The sequence below is a fragment of the Bacillus sp. ok061 genome, from assembly GCF_900108285.1.
Classification (GTDB): domain Bacteria; phylum Bacillota; class Bacilli; order Bacillales; family Bacillaceae_G; genus Bacillus_A; species Bacillus_A thuringiensis_S.
Genome location: NZ_FNUW01000008.1, coordinates 97,733 through 113,752, shown reverse-complemented (window position 1 = coordinate 113,752; position 16,020 = coordinate 97,733). Strand labels below are relative to the sequence as shown.

Below are 16,020 nucleotides of genomic sequence, written 5' to 3'. Positions count from 1 at the left end.
TTTCTTAACAGAGCCATCTTTTTTTCCTTACATGAATGGAAACTTCAATCCACCTAGTCCTTTTTTCTTGCCTTTTTGCATTCCCGTCATCGTCTTCATCATTTTTTTCATGTCATCGAATTGCTTAATTAGACGATTGATTTCTTGTACAGTTGTACCGCTACCTTTGGCAATGCGCTTTTTGCGACTAGCATTGATTATTTCCGGTTGTTCTCGTTCTAATTTAGTCATAGAACGAATAATTGCCTCAATATGCCCAATTTGTTTTTCATCAACTTGCGCATTTTTCAGCCCTTTAATTTTATTTGCACCAGGAAGCATTCCTAACAATTCATCAAGCGGTCCAAGTTGACGCACTTGTCCAAGTTGTTCTAGGAAATCGTCAAGCGTAAACGAAAGCGTACGCATTTTTTGCTCAAGTTCTTTTGCTTTCTCTTCATCAACTGTAGCTTGCGCTTTTTCAATCAATGTTAAGACATCGCCCATCCCTAAAATACGGGATGCCATACGCTCTGGATGGAACGCTTCAATTGCATCTAGTTTTTCACCCATACCAGCAAATTTAATCGGTGTGTTTGTTACAGCCTTAATAGATAATGCAGCACCACCGCGCGTATCACCATCTAATTTCGTTAATACAACACCTGTTAAACCTAACTGTTCATGGAAACTTTGTGCAACATTTACCGCGTCTTGTCCCGTCATCGCATCGACAACAAGGAAAATTTCATCCGGTTTCGCAACTTCTTTCACTTTCGCTAATTCATCCATTAGTTCTTCATCAATATGCAGGCGACCCGCTGTATCGATTAAAACATAATCATGATGATCTTCTTTTGCTTTTGCAATCGCTTGTTTCGCAATTTCAACAGGACTTACTTGATCTCCTAAAGAAAATACAGGCATGTCCAATTGCTTCCCTAATGTTTCAAGCTGTTTAATCGCTGCTGGACGGTAAATATCCGCTGCAACAAGCATCGGTTTACGATTATGCTTTTTACGAAGCAAATTCGCAAGCTTACCTGTCGTCGTTGTTTTACCCGCACCTTGCAGACCAACCATCATAATAACAGTCGGTGGCTTATTAGCAACAGCAATTTTGCTCTGCTCTCCACCCATAAGTTCTGTAAGTTCTTCCTGTACAACTTTAATTACTTGTTGTCCAGGTGTCAAACTTTTCATTACATCTTGTCCGACAGCACGTTCAGACACACGCTTCACAAAATCTTTTACTACTTTAAAGTTAACATCTGCTTCTAAAAGAGCTAGACGAACTTCTCTCATCATTTCTTTCACATCGGCTTCAGAAACTTTTCCTTTGCCGCGGATTTTTTGCATTGTCTGTTGAAGTCGGTCGGCTAATCCTTCAAATGCCATATTGCCGCCCTCCTAATCTAATTTTTCGATAGCTTCAACAACTTGTTTCATTTCTTCATTCACATGCTCTTCTTCGCTGATTAGCTGTTTTAGCTTTGCAACAAGTCGCTGTCGCTCTTGAAACTTTTGAAGTAATACTAATTTTTCTTCATATTCTTCAAGCATCGCTTCAGTCCGTTTAATGTTATCATACACGGCTTGGCGACTTACATCAAATTCTTCCGCAATTTCACCAAGAGATAAATCATCTAGATAATAAAGCGACATATAACTTCTTTGTTTTTGCGTTAACAACGATTGATAAAAATCAAATAAATAGTTCATTCTCGTTGTTTTTTCGAGCATGTTGGATCATCCTTTGTTAAGTGATTTCCCTTTACATGAATTAGTTTACATGGAGTCCAAAAGAGTGTCAAGTTTTTTTCTTAACATCATATATTTTTATAGAAAAAGAAGCGGAAATACCGCTTCTTTCGCTTATGCTTCTTCTGTTTCTACTAAGTTCGCAAATAAACCATACACATATTGTTCTGGATCAAACTGCTGCAAGTCATCCATTTGCTCTCCTAATCCAACAAACTTCACCGGTACATCCATTTCGTTACGAATCGCTAATACAATACCACCTTTAGCAGTTCCATCTAACTTCGTTAAAACAATACCAGTTACATTCGTTGCTTCACGGAATGTTTTCGCTTGACTTAAACCGTTTTGTCCTGTTGTTGCATCAATAACAAGCAATACTTCATGAGGAGCACCTGGTACTTCACGCTCAATTACACGCTTCACCTTCTCTAACTCTTTCATTAAGTTTACTTTATTTTGCAAGCGTCCTGCTGTGTCACATAGTAATACATCTACCTTACGTGCTTTTGCAGCTTGTACAGCGTCATACATAACCGCCGCTGGATCAGATCCAGATCCTTGTTTAATCACTTCTACACCAACGCGATCGCCCCATACTTCTAATTGTTCAATCGCCCCAGCACGGAATGTGTCTCCTGCCGCCAATAGGACTGACTTACCTTCTGATTTAAACTTATGCGCCAGTTTACCAATTGTCGTCGTTTTTCCTACACCGTTAACACCAACAAATAAAACAACCGTTAATTGGTCTTCTTGCATATTAATTTCGTTACTAAAATCGCTGTCACCTTTGTAAATTCCTACTAGTTTTTCTGAAATAACAGCTTGTACTTCTTTTGGATCTTGAATGTTACGACGTTGTACTTCTTCTTTCAATTGATCAATTAATTCCATTACCGTTGCAACGCCAACGTCTGCACCGATTAAGATTTCTTCTAACTCTTCGAAGAAATCTTCGTCCACTTTACGGTAACGATACACTAAATCATTCACTTTATCCGCAAATGAATTTCTAGTTTTTTCTAATCCGTGTTTAAATTTCTCTGTAACTGTATCCGTTTGTTTTGAAATTTTTTCTTTTAGTTTTTTAAAAAAACTCATACTTTCCCATCCTTCCTATTCACTTGCAATAAGTTCTTCTCCGGCATCTAAACGCACCGAAACAAGTTTAGATACCCCTGATTCTTGCATTGTTACACCGTACAACACATCAGACTCTTCCATTGTACCTTTTCTATGTGTAATTACAATAAACTGCGTCTCATCACTGAATTTCTTTAAATACTGTGCAAAACGAGCTACATTGGCTTCATCAAGGGCCGCCTCTACCTCATCTAGTACACAGAACGGTACTGGGCGCACTTTTAAAATACCAAATAAAAGCGCAATTGCCGTTAAAGCACGCTCTCCGCCTGAAAGTAAACCTAAGTTCTGCAGTTTCTTCCCTGGCGGTTGTGCTACAATATCAATACCCGTATTTAGTAAATCCTCTGGATTAGTCATTACTAAATCCGCTCTTCCGCCTCCAAACAACTCAGAGAATACCGATTGAAACTCCATTCTAATGCCTTCAAACGTAGTAAAAAAGCGTTTTTTCATTTCTTCATCCATTTCGGTAATAAGCTGGTGCAATGTCGTTTTCGCTTCTTCTAGGTCGTCTCTCTGCTCTAGTAAGAATGTATGACGCTCCGCTACGCGTTCATATTCATCAATTGCCCCTAGGTTCACTGTACCTAACTCTTCTATGGATAATTTGATTAATTTTACTTTCTTACGCGCATCTTCTGCAGGCATTGTCATTGTATATTTTAGTTTTGCCGCTTCAAATGAAATCGTATATGTTTCACGTAAATGTTGTAATCTATTTTCCAACTCTACATCAAGTCGGTTTATTTTCACTTCTTGATCTTTCAACATTTCAATAATATATTTATGTTTACCTGTCGTTTCTTTCAAATTACGCTCTAAATGTTCTACTCTCTCTTGCAACGAGACACGTTGTTCGCGACGAGAGCGAATTAATTCTGAAGTTTGATTACGATCATACGCTTTCTTTTCAATCATATTCGTAATTTGCTCTTCACCACTTGAATTAGATGTCATTTCTTGTTTTAAGAAAGCTAAATCCTCTTTCGTTTTTACAAGTGTCGCATCCGTTTCTTCTTTTTCCTTCGTAAATCGTTCAACTTTTTCTTTTTGATTAGATAAGCGTTGTTGCTTTTCAGCTGCCAGCACTTTTAACTCAGTCATTTCTTGTTGAACTTTTTCTTTTGAAGAATGTTGCTCACTTTTTTGTTTTGTTAAAGCTACAATTTTACTATCTAACTCTGTGATATCAGCTTGAAGATTCGTTAAAGTCCCTTCTAACGCCTCTTTACGCCCTTGTATTTTTACTCGATCTTGTAAAAAACCTTCAATCTCTAAATCATAAATAGACAAGCGGTCATTAATACGATGTTCTTCTAATTCTAAACGATTAATCTCTTCTCTTAATTTCTGCTCATCTACACGCTCTGCTTCTACAGTTTGCCTTAGTTCGCGTATTTTCACTTCTTTTTCTTGAATCTCTTGTTTTACTGCTTTAACAAAGTTTTCTAACTTCGTTGTTTTTTCTTCCATATCAGTTAACTTGCGAGTCCACTCTTCCAGTTCACGTTGGCGTCCTAATAAAGAAGATTTCGCTTGTTTTACCGCTCCACCAGTCATAGAACCGCCAGGATTCACTACGTCACCTTCGATTGTTACAATGCGATAACGGTATTGCAGTTGTTTCGCCAACTCATTTGCTCCGCGTAAATCTTTCGCAACAATAACAGTACCTAATAAATTTGAAACTACATTTTCATATTTATTATTGTACTGCACAAGTTCTGCCGCCACACCTACAAACGATGGGTGTTGATTTACAATGCGTAATTGCTCAAATGATAACGACCTGCTTTTAATAACAGCTTGCGGTAAAAACGTTGCACGCCCATGTTTATTTTGCTTTAAAAATGCAATTGCATTACGAGCATGTTCCTCTGTTTGTACAACAATGTGCTGCATCGCTGCACCTAGAGCGATTTCCATTGCAACTTCGTATTCTTTAGGTACCTTTAACAGTTCCGCAACAGCACCCTCGATACCTTGCAACCTATTTTCTCTAGCTTTCAATACTTCACGTACACCTTGATAGAAACCAGAATAATCTTCTTGCATCTCTTCAAGCATTTCTTTTCGAGAACGTGCCTGTTGCACAAATTGATATGCTTGATACAGTTTTGTTTCATTTTCACTATACTGCGTCTTACATTTCCCGAGCGCCGCTTCTGTCTTCTGTATGTTTGAGAGGATGCCAGCTACTTTTTCTTTCACTTGTTCGTAATTTTCTACAAGTTTCGTCTTTTTCGCTGTAATTTCCATACGCATTTCTACATATTTCGCATTCTCTTCATCCAGCCGCTCGTTTTTAGACGTTTGCTGTTTAGATTGTTCTTCAATCATAGATAATTCATTACGATGACTGGCTTGTTGATTTAAAAGTTCAATATAGTCACCTTTTAAATTCTCAATTTGTTCCTCTAAATTGTCAGCAAAAGTAGCAAGCAGTTGCTCATTATCATGCAATTTTTGCTCTAACTCTTTTACTTCATTCACAAATTGCATTAAAGCTTCTGTACTTGACGCAATTTCACCATCGTAACTTTTAGCTTTCTCTGTTAATTCAACAATTAACTGCTCAAGTTGCGCACAATGCGTCGTAGCATTTTGCTTTCTCTCTTTTAACAACTCGCGCTGCCCTTCTAGTTTTTCTAGCTCTTTACTAGAAAGAAGAAGTACTTCTTGCAACGAATCTACAGACTCATCTACCGCTTGTAATTGTCCTCGTAATTCCTCAAGCTCTTCTTCACTTTTTTGTAAATCCGTTGACATTTTAGCTTCTTCGTCTTTATTATGCCCAAACTGATTTCGAAGCGCTTCCCATTTCTCATGCAATTCTTCAATTTCATGTACAATAAGCGCAGCTTCTACTTTCTCTAATTCTTCTTTATTCTCAAGATAATCTTTCGCAATAGAAGCTTGTCTTTCTAAAGGTTCTACTTGACTACTTAATTCATGAATTATATCTTGTACACGATTTAAGTTTTCTTGTGTTTCTGCTAATTTCCCTTCAGCTTTCTTTTTGCGAAGTTTGTATTTTAGTACGCCTGCCGCTTCTTCAAATACACCTCGACGCTCTTCTGACTTACTACTTAAAATCTCTTCCACTTTCCCCTGGCTAATAATTGAAAAAGCTTCTCTTCCCATACCAGAGTCCATAAATAAATCGATAATATCTTTCAATCTACATGATTGTTTATTAATATAAAAATCACTATCACCTGAACGAGATACACGACGTGTTACACACACCTCATTGTATTCAATTGGTAAACGTTGATCTTCATTATTTAAAGTTATTGTTACTTCAGCAACATTAACCGCTCTCCTCGTATCACTGCCTGCAAAAATAATATCCTCCATCTTTGCACCACGTAATGATTTTGCAGATTGTTCACCAAGTACCCAGCGAATCGCATCAGTAATATTACTTTTCCCGCTTCCATTAGGTCCTACTACAGAAGTTACACCTGGGACAAAATCAACAGATACACGCTCAGCAAAAGACTTAAATCCTGCTATTTCTAATCTTTTTAAAAACACGAAAGGCCTTCCTCCTATTCTCCGTTGCTATAACTGTTATCTATAAAAAAACGAGCTATCATACGGATTTCCCTTCCTTTTATTCACAAACAAAAAGAAAGTTTCATTTTATGCATAAGGAATCCCCCTCATTCAAAGGGGGATTCCTTATAGTTGTTCTTTTAATTTTTTCAATGCTTCTGCTGCAGCTTGTTGCTCTGCTTCTTTTTTCGACTTACCACTACCAAGACCTAAAGCTACGTTATTTAACGTAACACGTGACACAAATTCTCGATTGTGAGCTGGTCCTTTTTCTTGCAAAATTTGATACTCAACATTGCCACTACCATCACGCTGAATCAATTCTTGTAACTGACTCTTATAATCCATCACATGAGAAAAAGCACCCTCATTAATTTTCGGATATACAATTTCTTTTAAGAATTCCCAAACTGTTTCTAACCCTTGATCAAGATAAAGGGCACCAATAAACGCTTCAAAGACATCCGCTAATAAAGCTGGTCGTTCACGTCCACCTGTCATTTCTTCACCTTTTCCTAATAAAACAAGGCTACCAAATGACAATTCGTTCGCAAAACGAACAAGAGATGGCTCACATACAATAGCTGCACGTAGTTTTGTTAACTCTCCTTCGCTCATTGTCGGATATTTTTGAAACAGATACTGCGATACAGTAAGTTCCAATACTGCATCTCCAAGAAATTCAAGACGCTCATTATCTTCATGCGGTTTTTTTCGATGCTCATTCACATACGATGAATGCGTAAATGCTTGAATCAATAATTTTTCATCTGTAAACGTAATACCTATCTTTTCTTGAAACACTTTAAATGCTTCACGATATTTTGTTTCATATTTTTTTTCTCTATATTTTCGGTACGGCATAGGTCCCTCCAGATATAAGCCAGAAAGCCCCGCTAAAAAACGGGACTTCACTTAAGCATTATAGATGACTCTCTATGTAAGTCACAGCATCGCCAACAGTAGCAATCTTTTCAGCATCTTCATCAGAAATTTCCATTTCGAATTCATCTTCTAATTGCATTACAAGTTCTACTACATCTAGGGAGTCTGCTCCTAAATCTTCCTTGAAGCTTGCAGCTGGTACTACCTCAGTCTCTTCTACTCCTAAACGATCAACGATGATTTTTGTTACGCGCTCTAAAACATCTGCCATTCCATTCACCTCCCCTCAAATATTATATTAAATATTGACCAAAAAAACTAGGTGAAATCGATTCTTTTATTACATTACCATACCGCCATCAACATTTAACGTTTGACCTGTAACATATTTGCTTTGATCAGAAGCAAAAAACGTTACAGCATTCGCGATATCTTGCGCTTCACCAAATTGAGCAGCTGGAATAACTTTTAACATTTCGGCTTTAATATTCTCATCTAGTACATCCGTCATATCAGTCGCAATAAAGCCCGGCGCAATTGCATTCACTGTAATATTTCGACTTGCTAACTCTTTTGCAGATGTTTTTGTTAATCCAATAACACCCGCTTTAGCAGCAACATAATTAGCTTGCCCTGGGTTTCCTATAACACCAACAACCGAAGCGATATTTATAATTCTACCATGACGTTGACGCATCATATAGCGAGATACTGCTTTTGTACATAAGAATACACCTTTTAAGTTTGTATTAATAACTGTATCCCATTCTTCTTCTTTCATACGCATTAATAAATTATCTTTTGTTACACCAGCATTATTTACAAGAATATCAACTTGTCCAAATGTATCTACTGTTTGTTTCACCATATTTGTAACATCATCAGCATTTGCAACATCTGCTCTTACCGCAATTGCATCAGAACCTAATTTCTTAATTTCATCTACTACTTCATTTGCTTTTTGTTCATTACCTGCATAATTTACTACTACATTTGCCCCTTGTTTCGCTAAATCAATCGCAATCGCGCGACCAATTCCACGTGAAGCGCCAGTTACTAATGCTACCTTCCCTTTTAACATCAGTTTTCTCCTCTCAAATTTGAAATGGTATCTTTTAATGTCTCTTCATCATATATCGCATATGCTTTCACTGATGAATCAATTGACTTCATAAGTCCAGCAAGTACTTTTCCAGGTCCAATTTCAATAAATGTATCTACTCCCTGCTTCACCATACATTCAATAGACGGGTACCATAATACAGGCGAATAAAGCTGTTCGATTAACTTTTCTTGAATGTCTGCACCACGTGTAATAACATCCGCCGTAACATTTGCAATAACAGGAATATTCGTGTCATGAATTGTAATTTCATTTAAAACACTTTGGAACTTCTCAGCTGCCGGCTTCATAAGTGAAGAATGGAAAGGCCCACTTACTTTTAGTGGAATTGCTCTCTTTGCACCATTTTCTTTCGCTCTTTGAGAAGCAACCTCTACACCTTGCTTCGTTCCAGAAATTACAATTTGCTTCGTACTATTCATATTAGCGATTTGCACTGCATATCCTTCACTTGTTACTTCTTCTGTAACTTGTTTCAGCATATCTAGGTCAGCACCTAATATAGCTGCCATCGCACCTTCCCCGTCTGGAACAGCTTCTTCCATATATTCGCCACGTTTCCTTACAGCATATACAGCATCTTCAAAAGTTAATGCACCAGCTGCTACAAGAGCGCTATATTCACCTAAACTATGACCAGCGACAAAGTTAGGTGTAATGTCATACTCTTTCAAAGCTGTCAAAATAGCAAAACTCGTCGTTAATAATGCAGGCTGAGCATTTGTTGTTAATGTAAGCTTTTCCTGCGGCCCTTCAAAAATCACTTCTGAAAGTGAATCTTGCAACACCTCATCTGCTTTTGCAAACACTTTTGCAACCTCTTTATTATTCTCTGCTAATTTTTTACCCATTCCAACTGCCTGTGAACCTTGGCCCGGAAAAAGAAATGCTATTTTTCCCATTTCAAATCCTCCTCTTATTGGAGTGACTCTTTCTCCATTACGCTTGAAATCGTAGGAATTACTTCTTTCGCTACCATTTCTCTCGTTTGACGAATCGCACTAAATATCGACTGGTCATTAGAAGAACCGTGAGCCTTAATGACAGGTGCTTTCAATCCAAATAATGCAGCTCCCCCATACTCCGAATAATCCATTTTATCTTTTAATACCATAAGTTTTGGCTTTAATACCGCCGCTGCTAATTTGCTCGTAAACGAACTCATTAGTTGTTCTTTCAACATAGAGAATAGCGCAAGTGCTGTTCCCTCTAATGATTTCAACGCTACATTCCCTGTAAAACCATCACATACAACAACATCTGCTACACCTTGCAATAAATCTCTCGATTCAACGTTCCCAACGAAATTAATTGGCGCATCCTTAAGCATTGCAAATACTTGCTTTGAAAGCTCGTTTCCTTTTCCATCCTCTGTTCCAACGTTTAATAGTCCAACACGAGGATTTTCAATTCCTCTTACCTTCTCAGCATAAATAGATCCCATTACTGCATATTGATATAAATGAATTGGTTTTGCATCAACATTTGCTCCAACATCTAACATAACAAAACCTTTTCCATCTACAGTTGGCATTGTAGGCGATAAAGCTGGTCGCTCAATTCCTTCCATACGACCGACAACAAATAATCCAGCTGCCATTAAAGCTCCTGTACTACCTGCGGATATACAAGCATCTGCTTCTCCATCCTTTACTTGCTGTGCCGCAAGTACCATTGAAGCTTGTTTTTTTCGACGAACCGCTCTTACTGGTTCCTCTGTCGATTCTATTTTTTCGTCTGTATGAAGAATCGTAATTCGTTCATCACTCGTTAAGTATTGACGAATTTCCTCTTCTTTCCCTACTAACGTAATATGTAAATCAGAATATTCCTTAATAGCTTTCATTGCCCCTAATACTACAGCCTTTGGAGCGTGATCTCCGCCCATTGCATCTATTGCGATTTTCATAAGTTGTTACCTTCCTCACTATAATTACTAGATCGATACATTTCAAAAGTGCCTGTAAAAACAAGTTCTTCTCCAACGAAGCTACGCACTTTGACAACCGTCCGTCCCTTATCATTCTCTACGTCTTCAACGCGCGCTTTTGCAACAACACGCTCTCCTAATTTTACAGGGCGAATGTATCGAATGGTAGACTTTGCAGTTAAAGCTAATTCTTCATCAATAACCGCAACAGCTAGTGAGTTTGCTTGCGCAAACAGATGATGCCCACGGGCGATTTGATTTCTTTTAAATACATGTTCTACCTTTACTTCAAAGATAGAAATTGCATGTCTATCTAATTCAATATCAATAATTTCACCGACAACCTCTTCTAACGGTAAAGATTTCACATCTTCTTCATGTTGCTTTGTAGCTACATGTTTAATTCTCTCTCTTAATTCAGGAATAGACAATTCCATACGATCCAGTCGTACTGTTTGTATACTCACTTGAAATTTTTCCGCTAAATCTTCATCCGTAATAAAAGGATTTGATTCGATTGTTTGTTGTAATAATTCTTGTCTTTCTTTTTTACTTCTTCTTTTCTTCATACCGCACCATCCATTTTTATGACTAGGTACTAACAGTAGTATATAATCATTGAAAGTAGAATGCAACAATTTTTTTGTTGACTCCCTTTAATCGAGCTTCTCTCCTTGGAACACACCTGTCCCATCAAGATACGTACGCAAAGCAGCGTATTGATCATTGTGCCAAAATGCTTCTGACTCTACTAGTATCGCCGCATCTTGCCTTGCTGTTTCTAACGCTCGATAATCGTGTACCATGTCAGCAACCTTAAATTCTGGTAAGCCACTTTGCTTACTCCCAAAGAAATCTCCAGGACCTCGTAATTCTAAATCTTTTTCAGACAATACAAATCCATCATTTGTTTCAGTCATTATGCGCATTCTTTCTTTTCCTGTTTCTGATTTAGGGTCTGCTATTAATAAACAATATGATTGTTCACTACCACGCCCGACACGCCCTCTAAGCTGATGAAGCTGCGATAAACCGAAACGTTCTGCATCATAAATAACCATCACAGTCGCATTCGGTACGTTCACACCAACCTCAACAACTGTTGTCGATACAAGAATTTGCACTTTATTTTCACTAAACTGTCCCATTATCTCTTCTTTTTCCTGAGACGATAATCTCCCATGCATCAATCCAACTTGGCATTTCCCTTGGTAATGATGCGTCAGCATACTATGTAAGTCGATAGCATTTTGCACATCAAGTTTCTCAGATTCTTCAATTAGAGGACAAATAACGTATGCCTGTCTTCCTTTTTTTATCTCCTTCTCAACAAAACCGAGGACGCGATCTAACATATCATGTTTTGCCCAGTATGTTTCAATCACCTTTCTACCTGCTGGCATCTCATCGATTATTGAAACATCCATCTCTCCAAATGCAGTAATTGCAAGCGTACGCGGAATTGGTGTCGCTGTCATAAATAATACATCTGGCCTTTCACCTTTCTCCCGTAAAACTCGGCGCTGCGCTACACCAAATCGATGCTGTTCATCTGTAATAACGAGACCCAACCTATGAAATATAACTTCATCTTGAATTAAAGCGTGCGTTCCAACAAGAATATCTATTTCTCCTTGTTCTAACTTCGCTAAAATTTCTCGGCGTCTCGCACCTTTAACAGAACTTGTTAGCAGTTCCACCTTCATACCAAAATGCGAAAACGTTTCAGCAAGCGACTGATAATGTTGCTCGGCTAAAATTTCTGTAGGAACCATTAAAGCACCTTGATAATGAGCTAATTTCGATGCATAAAGACCAATCGCAGCAACAACTGTTTTCCCAGAACCAACGTCACCTTGCAATAGTCGGTTCATCCGATAAGGAGATGTCATATCTTTTAAAATTTCATTTACAACTCGGCGCTGCGCACCCGTTAACGGAAACGGCAGTGCATCGATAAATTCTTGTAATTCTACTGACGGAATCTCTTTCTTCGTCCCTTTTGAATTTTCCCTCTCCATTTTCCTCAGCGTTTGCATTTTCAGCTGAAATAAGAAAAATTCCTCATATACAAAACGGCGACGCGCTTGCTTTAAATCTTCCTGTCCTACCGGAAAATGCAAGGCCCTAAGTGCTTCATATCTTGGTAATAATTTATATCGGCCTAACAAACCATCCGGTAACACTTCGACTATAGAATCTCCATATTCCTTTAACGCTTGAGCAATAAAACGACGCATCTGTTTTACTGTAAGTTTCCCCTTTACTGAATAAACAGGCTCCACTTCTTGTTGACGTACAACCGGCCCAAAATGAAGCTCTGATACAGCAATTGTTTGACGATGTTGATCCCACTTACCAGTAATCGTTACCGTTTCATCTAACGTTAATTTTTGCTTATAGTAAGGCCTATTAAAACATACCGCCGTAATTAAATAACGACCGACGAGAACACGAACTGTTAGACGCGATTTCTTTTTACCATAATATTGCAGCAAAGGAGCACTATGAACCTTCCCCTCAACCGTTACACGTTCATCATGCTTTACTTCAGCAAGATCTTTCATCGCATAATCTTCATAACGGTACGGAAAATGTTCTAATAGATGAGAAACTGTATAAATCCCCATCTCATGTAGTAACTCAGATGTTTCTCCTCCGATCCCCTTTACATCCGTAACAGGAACTTGTACAACATCATTCAAGATTCTCACACCCCGTCACATTATTTTCTTTATTGCATTCTATTTGAGTATCAATTAGCATCTGTAATCGCTCTCTTTCACCTTCTATATTCTATCATAGGCATTCTAAGAGAAACTACTCAAATCCCTTATATAAAACAAGTAAAAAAGAGCCTCACTATTAGCAGCAAGGCTCTTTTCTCTCTTCAATATGCTAGCCTTTTGAATAAAAACTAGTAATAAACTTCATATTACTACTTCTTATCCATTAGCAAGTAAGTAATTCATTTATTTTCAAAACGAATCTTATCTTATTCTACAGAGAAGATGAAAGAATACACTGGTTGGTTTCCAGCATGCACTTCTACTTCTGCATCTTCAAATTTCTCTTCTACAAATTCAACTAGCTCAGCTACTTCTTCGTCAGTTGCATCTTCACCTTGTAGAATCGTTACGATTTCAGAATCTTCATCAATAAGCGTTTCTAGTAATTGCTTCGCAGCTCCTACTTTTTCAGCATTTGTAGATACAATTTTCCCATCTGCAATACACATGAAGTCGTCTTTTTGAATTGCTACACCATCAATTTCCGTATCACGTACAGCATACGTAATTTGACCTGTTTTCACATGAGATAAAGCTTCTTGCATGTTTTCTTCATTCTCTTCTAACGTTCCAACTGGATTAAATGCTAACATTGCCGCCATACCTTGAGGAACCGTTTTCGAACGAACAACAATAACTTCTTGATCTACAACTGATGCCGCTTGTTCTGCTGCCATTACAATATTTCCGTTATTCGGTAAAATAATGATTTTTTCAGCATTCGCTTCTTCAATTGCCTTCACGATATCCTCCGTACTTGGATTCATCGTTTGACCACCTTCGATAACTTTCGTTGCGCCGATGCTCTCAAATAAAGTTTTAATACCAGACCCCATAGCTACAGTTACGATACCATATGGTTGTTTTTCTTTCGATTGAGCTGGTTGTTCAGGAACCATAGTAGGTTCATCTAATAAAGCAGTATGCTGTTCACGCATATTTTCTACTTTTATCTTAATTAAACTACCGTATTTTTGCCCGTAGTTCATAGCGTCTCCAGGATGTTCTGCGTGGATATGAACTTTTACAATTTCATCATCAGACACAACTAGTAGAGAATCACCATATACACTAATATCTTCACGGAATTTTTGTTCAGAGAAATTATGCTCTTTCACCTTTTCAGCCTCTAATTTCACCATGAACTCCGTACAATATCCATACTTAATATCTTCTGTACTCAATTGGCTTTGTACACTACGGTGATGTTCTGCGCGTACCATCTCATTCATAGATGGTTGCGTCGGTGCATCAGAAGAAATCGTTTCTCCTTTTAAGTCAGCTAAAAATCCTTCGTATACCACTACAAGACCTTTACCACCGCTATCTACAACGCCAACTTGTTTTAATACAGGTAATAAATCTGGCGTACGATTTAACGATGCGTTTGCTTCTTTCACAACGTCTTCCATAAACAAAACAAAGTCGCGCTGTTTTTTCGCAACTGTTACTGCATATTTACCCGTCTCTCTTGCAACCGTTAAAATCGTTCCTTCAATCGGTTTCATAACCGCTTTATAAGCCGCCTCTACTCCAGCTTCTAGTGCTGCAGCAAAATCAACTGTTGTTAACTCTTCTTTTTGTTCAATGGATTTAGAAAAACCACGGAACAACTGAGATAGAATAACTCCAGAGTTACCACGAGCTCCCATTAATAATCCTTTGGCTAAACTTACACCGACTTTACCAGCATGCTGTGAAGGGTTTGCTTTCACTTCACGCGCACCTGAAGTCATAGATAAGTTCATGTTTGTACCGGTATCGCCATCTGGAACTGGAAATACGTTTAATGCATCAACAAGCTGAACATTGTTTGTTAAATTATTCGCTCCTTGCATGATCATTTGTGATAAACGTTTTCCATCAATTTTTTGAATTGACACAGATTTTCCTCCTTAATGCACATTACAAGTTTATTACTTTAACTCCTTGTACGTAGATGTTTACAGAATCTACTGCTAGTCCTACAGTTTGATCTAATGTATATTTCACTTTCGTTTGCACATTATGTGCCACTTCTGAAATTTTCGTACCATAGCTCACAATAATATACATATCAATATGTACTTCATTTTCATCTTTACGAACAATAACACCTCTAGTGAAGTTTTCTTTTCGTAAAATGTCTGTTAATCCATCTTTTAACTGATTTTTTGATGCCATACCTACGATACCGTAGCAATCTACCGCGGCACCTCCAGCAATTGTTGCAATTACATCTGTACTAATATCAATTTGACCGTACTTCGTTTTAATTTCAATTGACATCTCGTTTCCCCCTTCATAAATGGTGAAAGTGAGCTAGACTACTTTAGTTACTATCATATAATCTTTTTAAAGAAAATTCCATCGTTCTTTCTTTTCACTCTCATATTTTATGTTTTAAATTACACTTTTTTATGATGAGCAAAATAGTCCATTGTTATTATACAACATGTACCACTATAATATGTCAAGCAATTTTTGTGGATTTCAACTTTTCTTCATTGACATATAGTGTCAAGTAAATTTTCTTGATTTCTTTTTTCTACGGTGTTGCATTCTCTTTTTAGTTGTGTTAAATTATAGTAGTGTTTTTAGCATCGCATAAAAGACTAACATTGAAAAATTACGTATGGTAAGGTATCAAGGGAGGGAAATATAAATGGCTCGTGTTTGTGCTATTACTGGAAGAAAAGCTCGTTCTGGTAACTCTCGTTCTCACGCAATGAACGCTACAAAACGTAAGTGGGGCGCTAACCTTCAAAAAGTTCGCGTACGCATCGACGGAAAAGTTCAACGTGTTTACGTTTCTGCTAGAGCATTAAAATCTGGCAAAATCGAACGTGTTTAATAATAAAAAA

General features: G+C 37.7%; 14 protein-coding genes. 1 reads left to right on the top strand and 13 read right to left on the bottom strand.

Features of this window, described 5'->3' with window-relative positions; all coding sequences use genetic code 11:
* Positions 1–27: 27 nt before the first annotated feature.
* The 13 genes from ffh to C4S65_RS13350 form a co-directional block, all read right to left on the bottom strand.
* Complete coding sequence (gene ffh, locus C4S65_RS13410; RefSeq protein ID WP_000863460.1) at positions 28–1,377, bottom strand: signal recognition particle protein; 1,350 nt, start codon at positions 1,375–1,377, stop codon at positions 28–30.
* A gap of 12 nt (positions 1,378–1,389) precedes the next feature.
* The gene (locus tag C4S65_RS13405; protein WP_000891062.1) at positions 1,390–1,722 is read right to left on the bottom strand and encodes a putative DNA-binding protein; all 333 of its coding nucleotides are present in this window, start codon (positions 1,720–1,722) and stop codon (positions 1,390–1,392) included.
* Positions 1,723–1,854: 132 nt separating this feature from the next.
* Positions 1,855–2,844 carry a signal recognition particle-docking protein FtsY gene (gene ftsY / locus C4S65_RS13400; RefSeq protein WP_000007641.1) on the bottom strand — a complete coding sequence of 330 codons (990 nt, stop codon included), beginning with the start codon at positions 2,842–2,844 and terminating at the stop codon, positions 1,855–1,857.
* 15 nt (positions 2,845–2,859) lie between these two features.
* Positions 2,860–6,429, bottom strand: coding sequence for a chromosome segregation protein SMC (gene smc / locus C4S65_RS13395; protein WP_086407618.1), 3,570 nt, complete (start codon positions 6,427–6,429; stop codon positions 2,860–2,862).
* A 147-nt stretch (positions 6,430–6,576) separates the two neighbouring features.
* Positions 6,577–7,314 (bottom strand): ribonuclease III, encoded by a 738-nt coding sequence (rncS, locus tag C4S65_RS13390; protein ID WP_001146875.1) that lies wholly within the window; start codon positions 7,312–7,314, stop codon positions 6,577–6,579.
* 58 nt (positions 7,315–7,372) lie between these two features.
* Entirely contained in the window at positions 7,373–7,606 is a 234-nt protein-coding gene (acpP, locus tag C4S65_RS13385; protein ID WP_000786062.1) for an acyl carrier protein, read from the bottom strand.
* A gap of 69 nt (positions 7,607–7,675) precedes the next feature.
* Entirely contained in the window at positions 7,676–8,416 is a 741-nt protein-coding gene (gene fabG / locus C4S65_RS13380; protein ID WP_000911774.1) for a 3-oxoacyl-[acyl-carrier-protein] reductase, read from the bottom strand.
* Entirely contained in the window at positions 8,416–9,360 is a 945-nt protein-coding gene (fabD, locus tag C4S65_RS13375) for an ACP S-malonyltransferase (protein WP_000515897.1), read from the bottom strand. Before fabD ends, fabG begins: the two co-directional genes overlap by 1 nt.
* A 14-nt stretch (positions 9,361–9,374) precedes the next feature.
* On the bottom strand, positions 9,375–10,367 hold the full coding sequence (gene plsX / locus C4S65_RS13370; RefSeq protein ID WP_000684095.1) for a phosphate acyltransferase PlsX: 993 nt from the start codon (positions 10,365–10,367) through the stop codon (positions 9,375–9,377).
* The gene (gene fapR, locus C4S65_RS13365; RefSeq protein ID WP_000747349.1) at positions 10,364–10,957 is read right to left on the bottom strand and encodes a transcription factor FapR; all 594 of its coding nucleotides are present in this window, start codon (positions 10,955–10,957) and stop codon (positions 10,364–10,366) included. The genes plsX and fapR overlap by 4 nt, the downstream gene beginning before the upstream one ends.
* An 87-nt stretch (positions 10,958–11,044) precedes the next feature.
* A complete protein-coding gene (gene recG / locus C4S65_RS13360; protein ID WP_103945259.1) occupies positions 11,045–13,093 on the bottom strand; it encodes an ATP-dependent DNA helicase RecG in 2,049 nt (682 codons plus the stop codon).
* A 290-nt stretch (positions 13,094–13,383) separates the two neighbouring features.
* A complete protein-coding gene (locus tag C4S65_RS13355) occupies positions 13,384–15,060 on the bottom strand; it encodes a DAK2 domain-containing protein (RefSeq protein ID WP_086407619.1) in 1,677 nt (558 codons plus the stop codon).
* 22 nt (positions 15,061–15,082) lie between these two features.
* Positions 15,083–15,445: an Asp23/Gls24 family envelope stress response protein gene (locus C4S65_RS13350; protein ID WP_000021110.1), complete on the bottom strand. Its 363-nt coding sequence runs from the start codon at positions 15,443–15,445 to the stop codon at positions 15,083–15,085.
* A gap of 376 nt (positions 15,446–15,821) precedes the next feature.
* Here C4S65_RS13350 and rpmB point away from each other — a divergent pair, with 376 nt between their 5' ends.
* Positions 15,822–16,010, top strand: a complete 189-nt coding sequence (rpmB, locus tag C4S65_RS13345) for a 50S ribosomal protein L28 (RefSeq protein WP_000124776.1) — start codon at positions 15,822–15,824, stop codon at positions 16,008–16,010.
* The last annotated feature ends 10 nt before the right edge of the window (positions 16,011–16,020 follow it).

Coding starts and splice junctions, on each gene's coding strand:
- fabD (WP_000515897.1), bottom strand. CDS start 9,360: ATGGGAAAAATAGCATTTCTTTTTCCGGGCCAAGGTTCACAGGCAGTT.
- ffh (WP_000863460.1), bottom strand. CDS start 1,377: ATGGCATTTGAAGGATTAGCCGACCGACTTCAACAGACAATGCAAAAA.
- ftsY (WP_000007641.1), bottom strand. CDS start 2,844: ATGAGTTTTTTTAAAAAACTAAAAGAAAAAATTTCAAAACAAACGGAT.
- fapR (WP_000747349.1), bottom strand. CDS start 10,957: ATGAAGAAAAGAAGAAGTAAAAAAGAAAGACAAGAATTATTACAACAA.
- C4S65_RS13350 (WP_000021110.1), bottom strand. CDS start 15,445: ATGTCAATTGAAATTAAAACGAAGTACGGTCAAATTGATATTAGTACA.
- C4S65_RS13405 (WP_000891062.1), bottom strand. CDS start 1,722: ATGCTCGAAAAAACAACGAGAATGAACTATTTATTTGATTTTTATCAA.
- acpP (WP_000786062.1), bottom strand. CDS start 7,606: ATGGCAGATGTTTTAGAGCGCGTAACAAAAATCATCGTTGATCGTTTA.
- rpmB (WP_000124776.1), top strand. CDS start 15,822: ATGGCTCGTGTTTGTGCTATTACTGGAAGAAAAGCTCGTTCTGGTAAC.
- rncS (WP_001146875.1), bottom strand. CDS start 7,314: ATGCCGTACCGAAAATATAGAGAAAAAAAATATGAAACAAAATATCGT.
- fabG (WP_000911774.1), bottom strand. CDS start 8,416: ATGTTAAAAGGGAAGGTAGCATTAGTAACTGGCGCTTCACGTGGAATT.
- plsX (WP_000684095.1), bottom strand. CDS start 10,367: ATGAAAATCGCAATAGATGCAATGGGCGGAGATCACGCTCCAAAGGCT.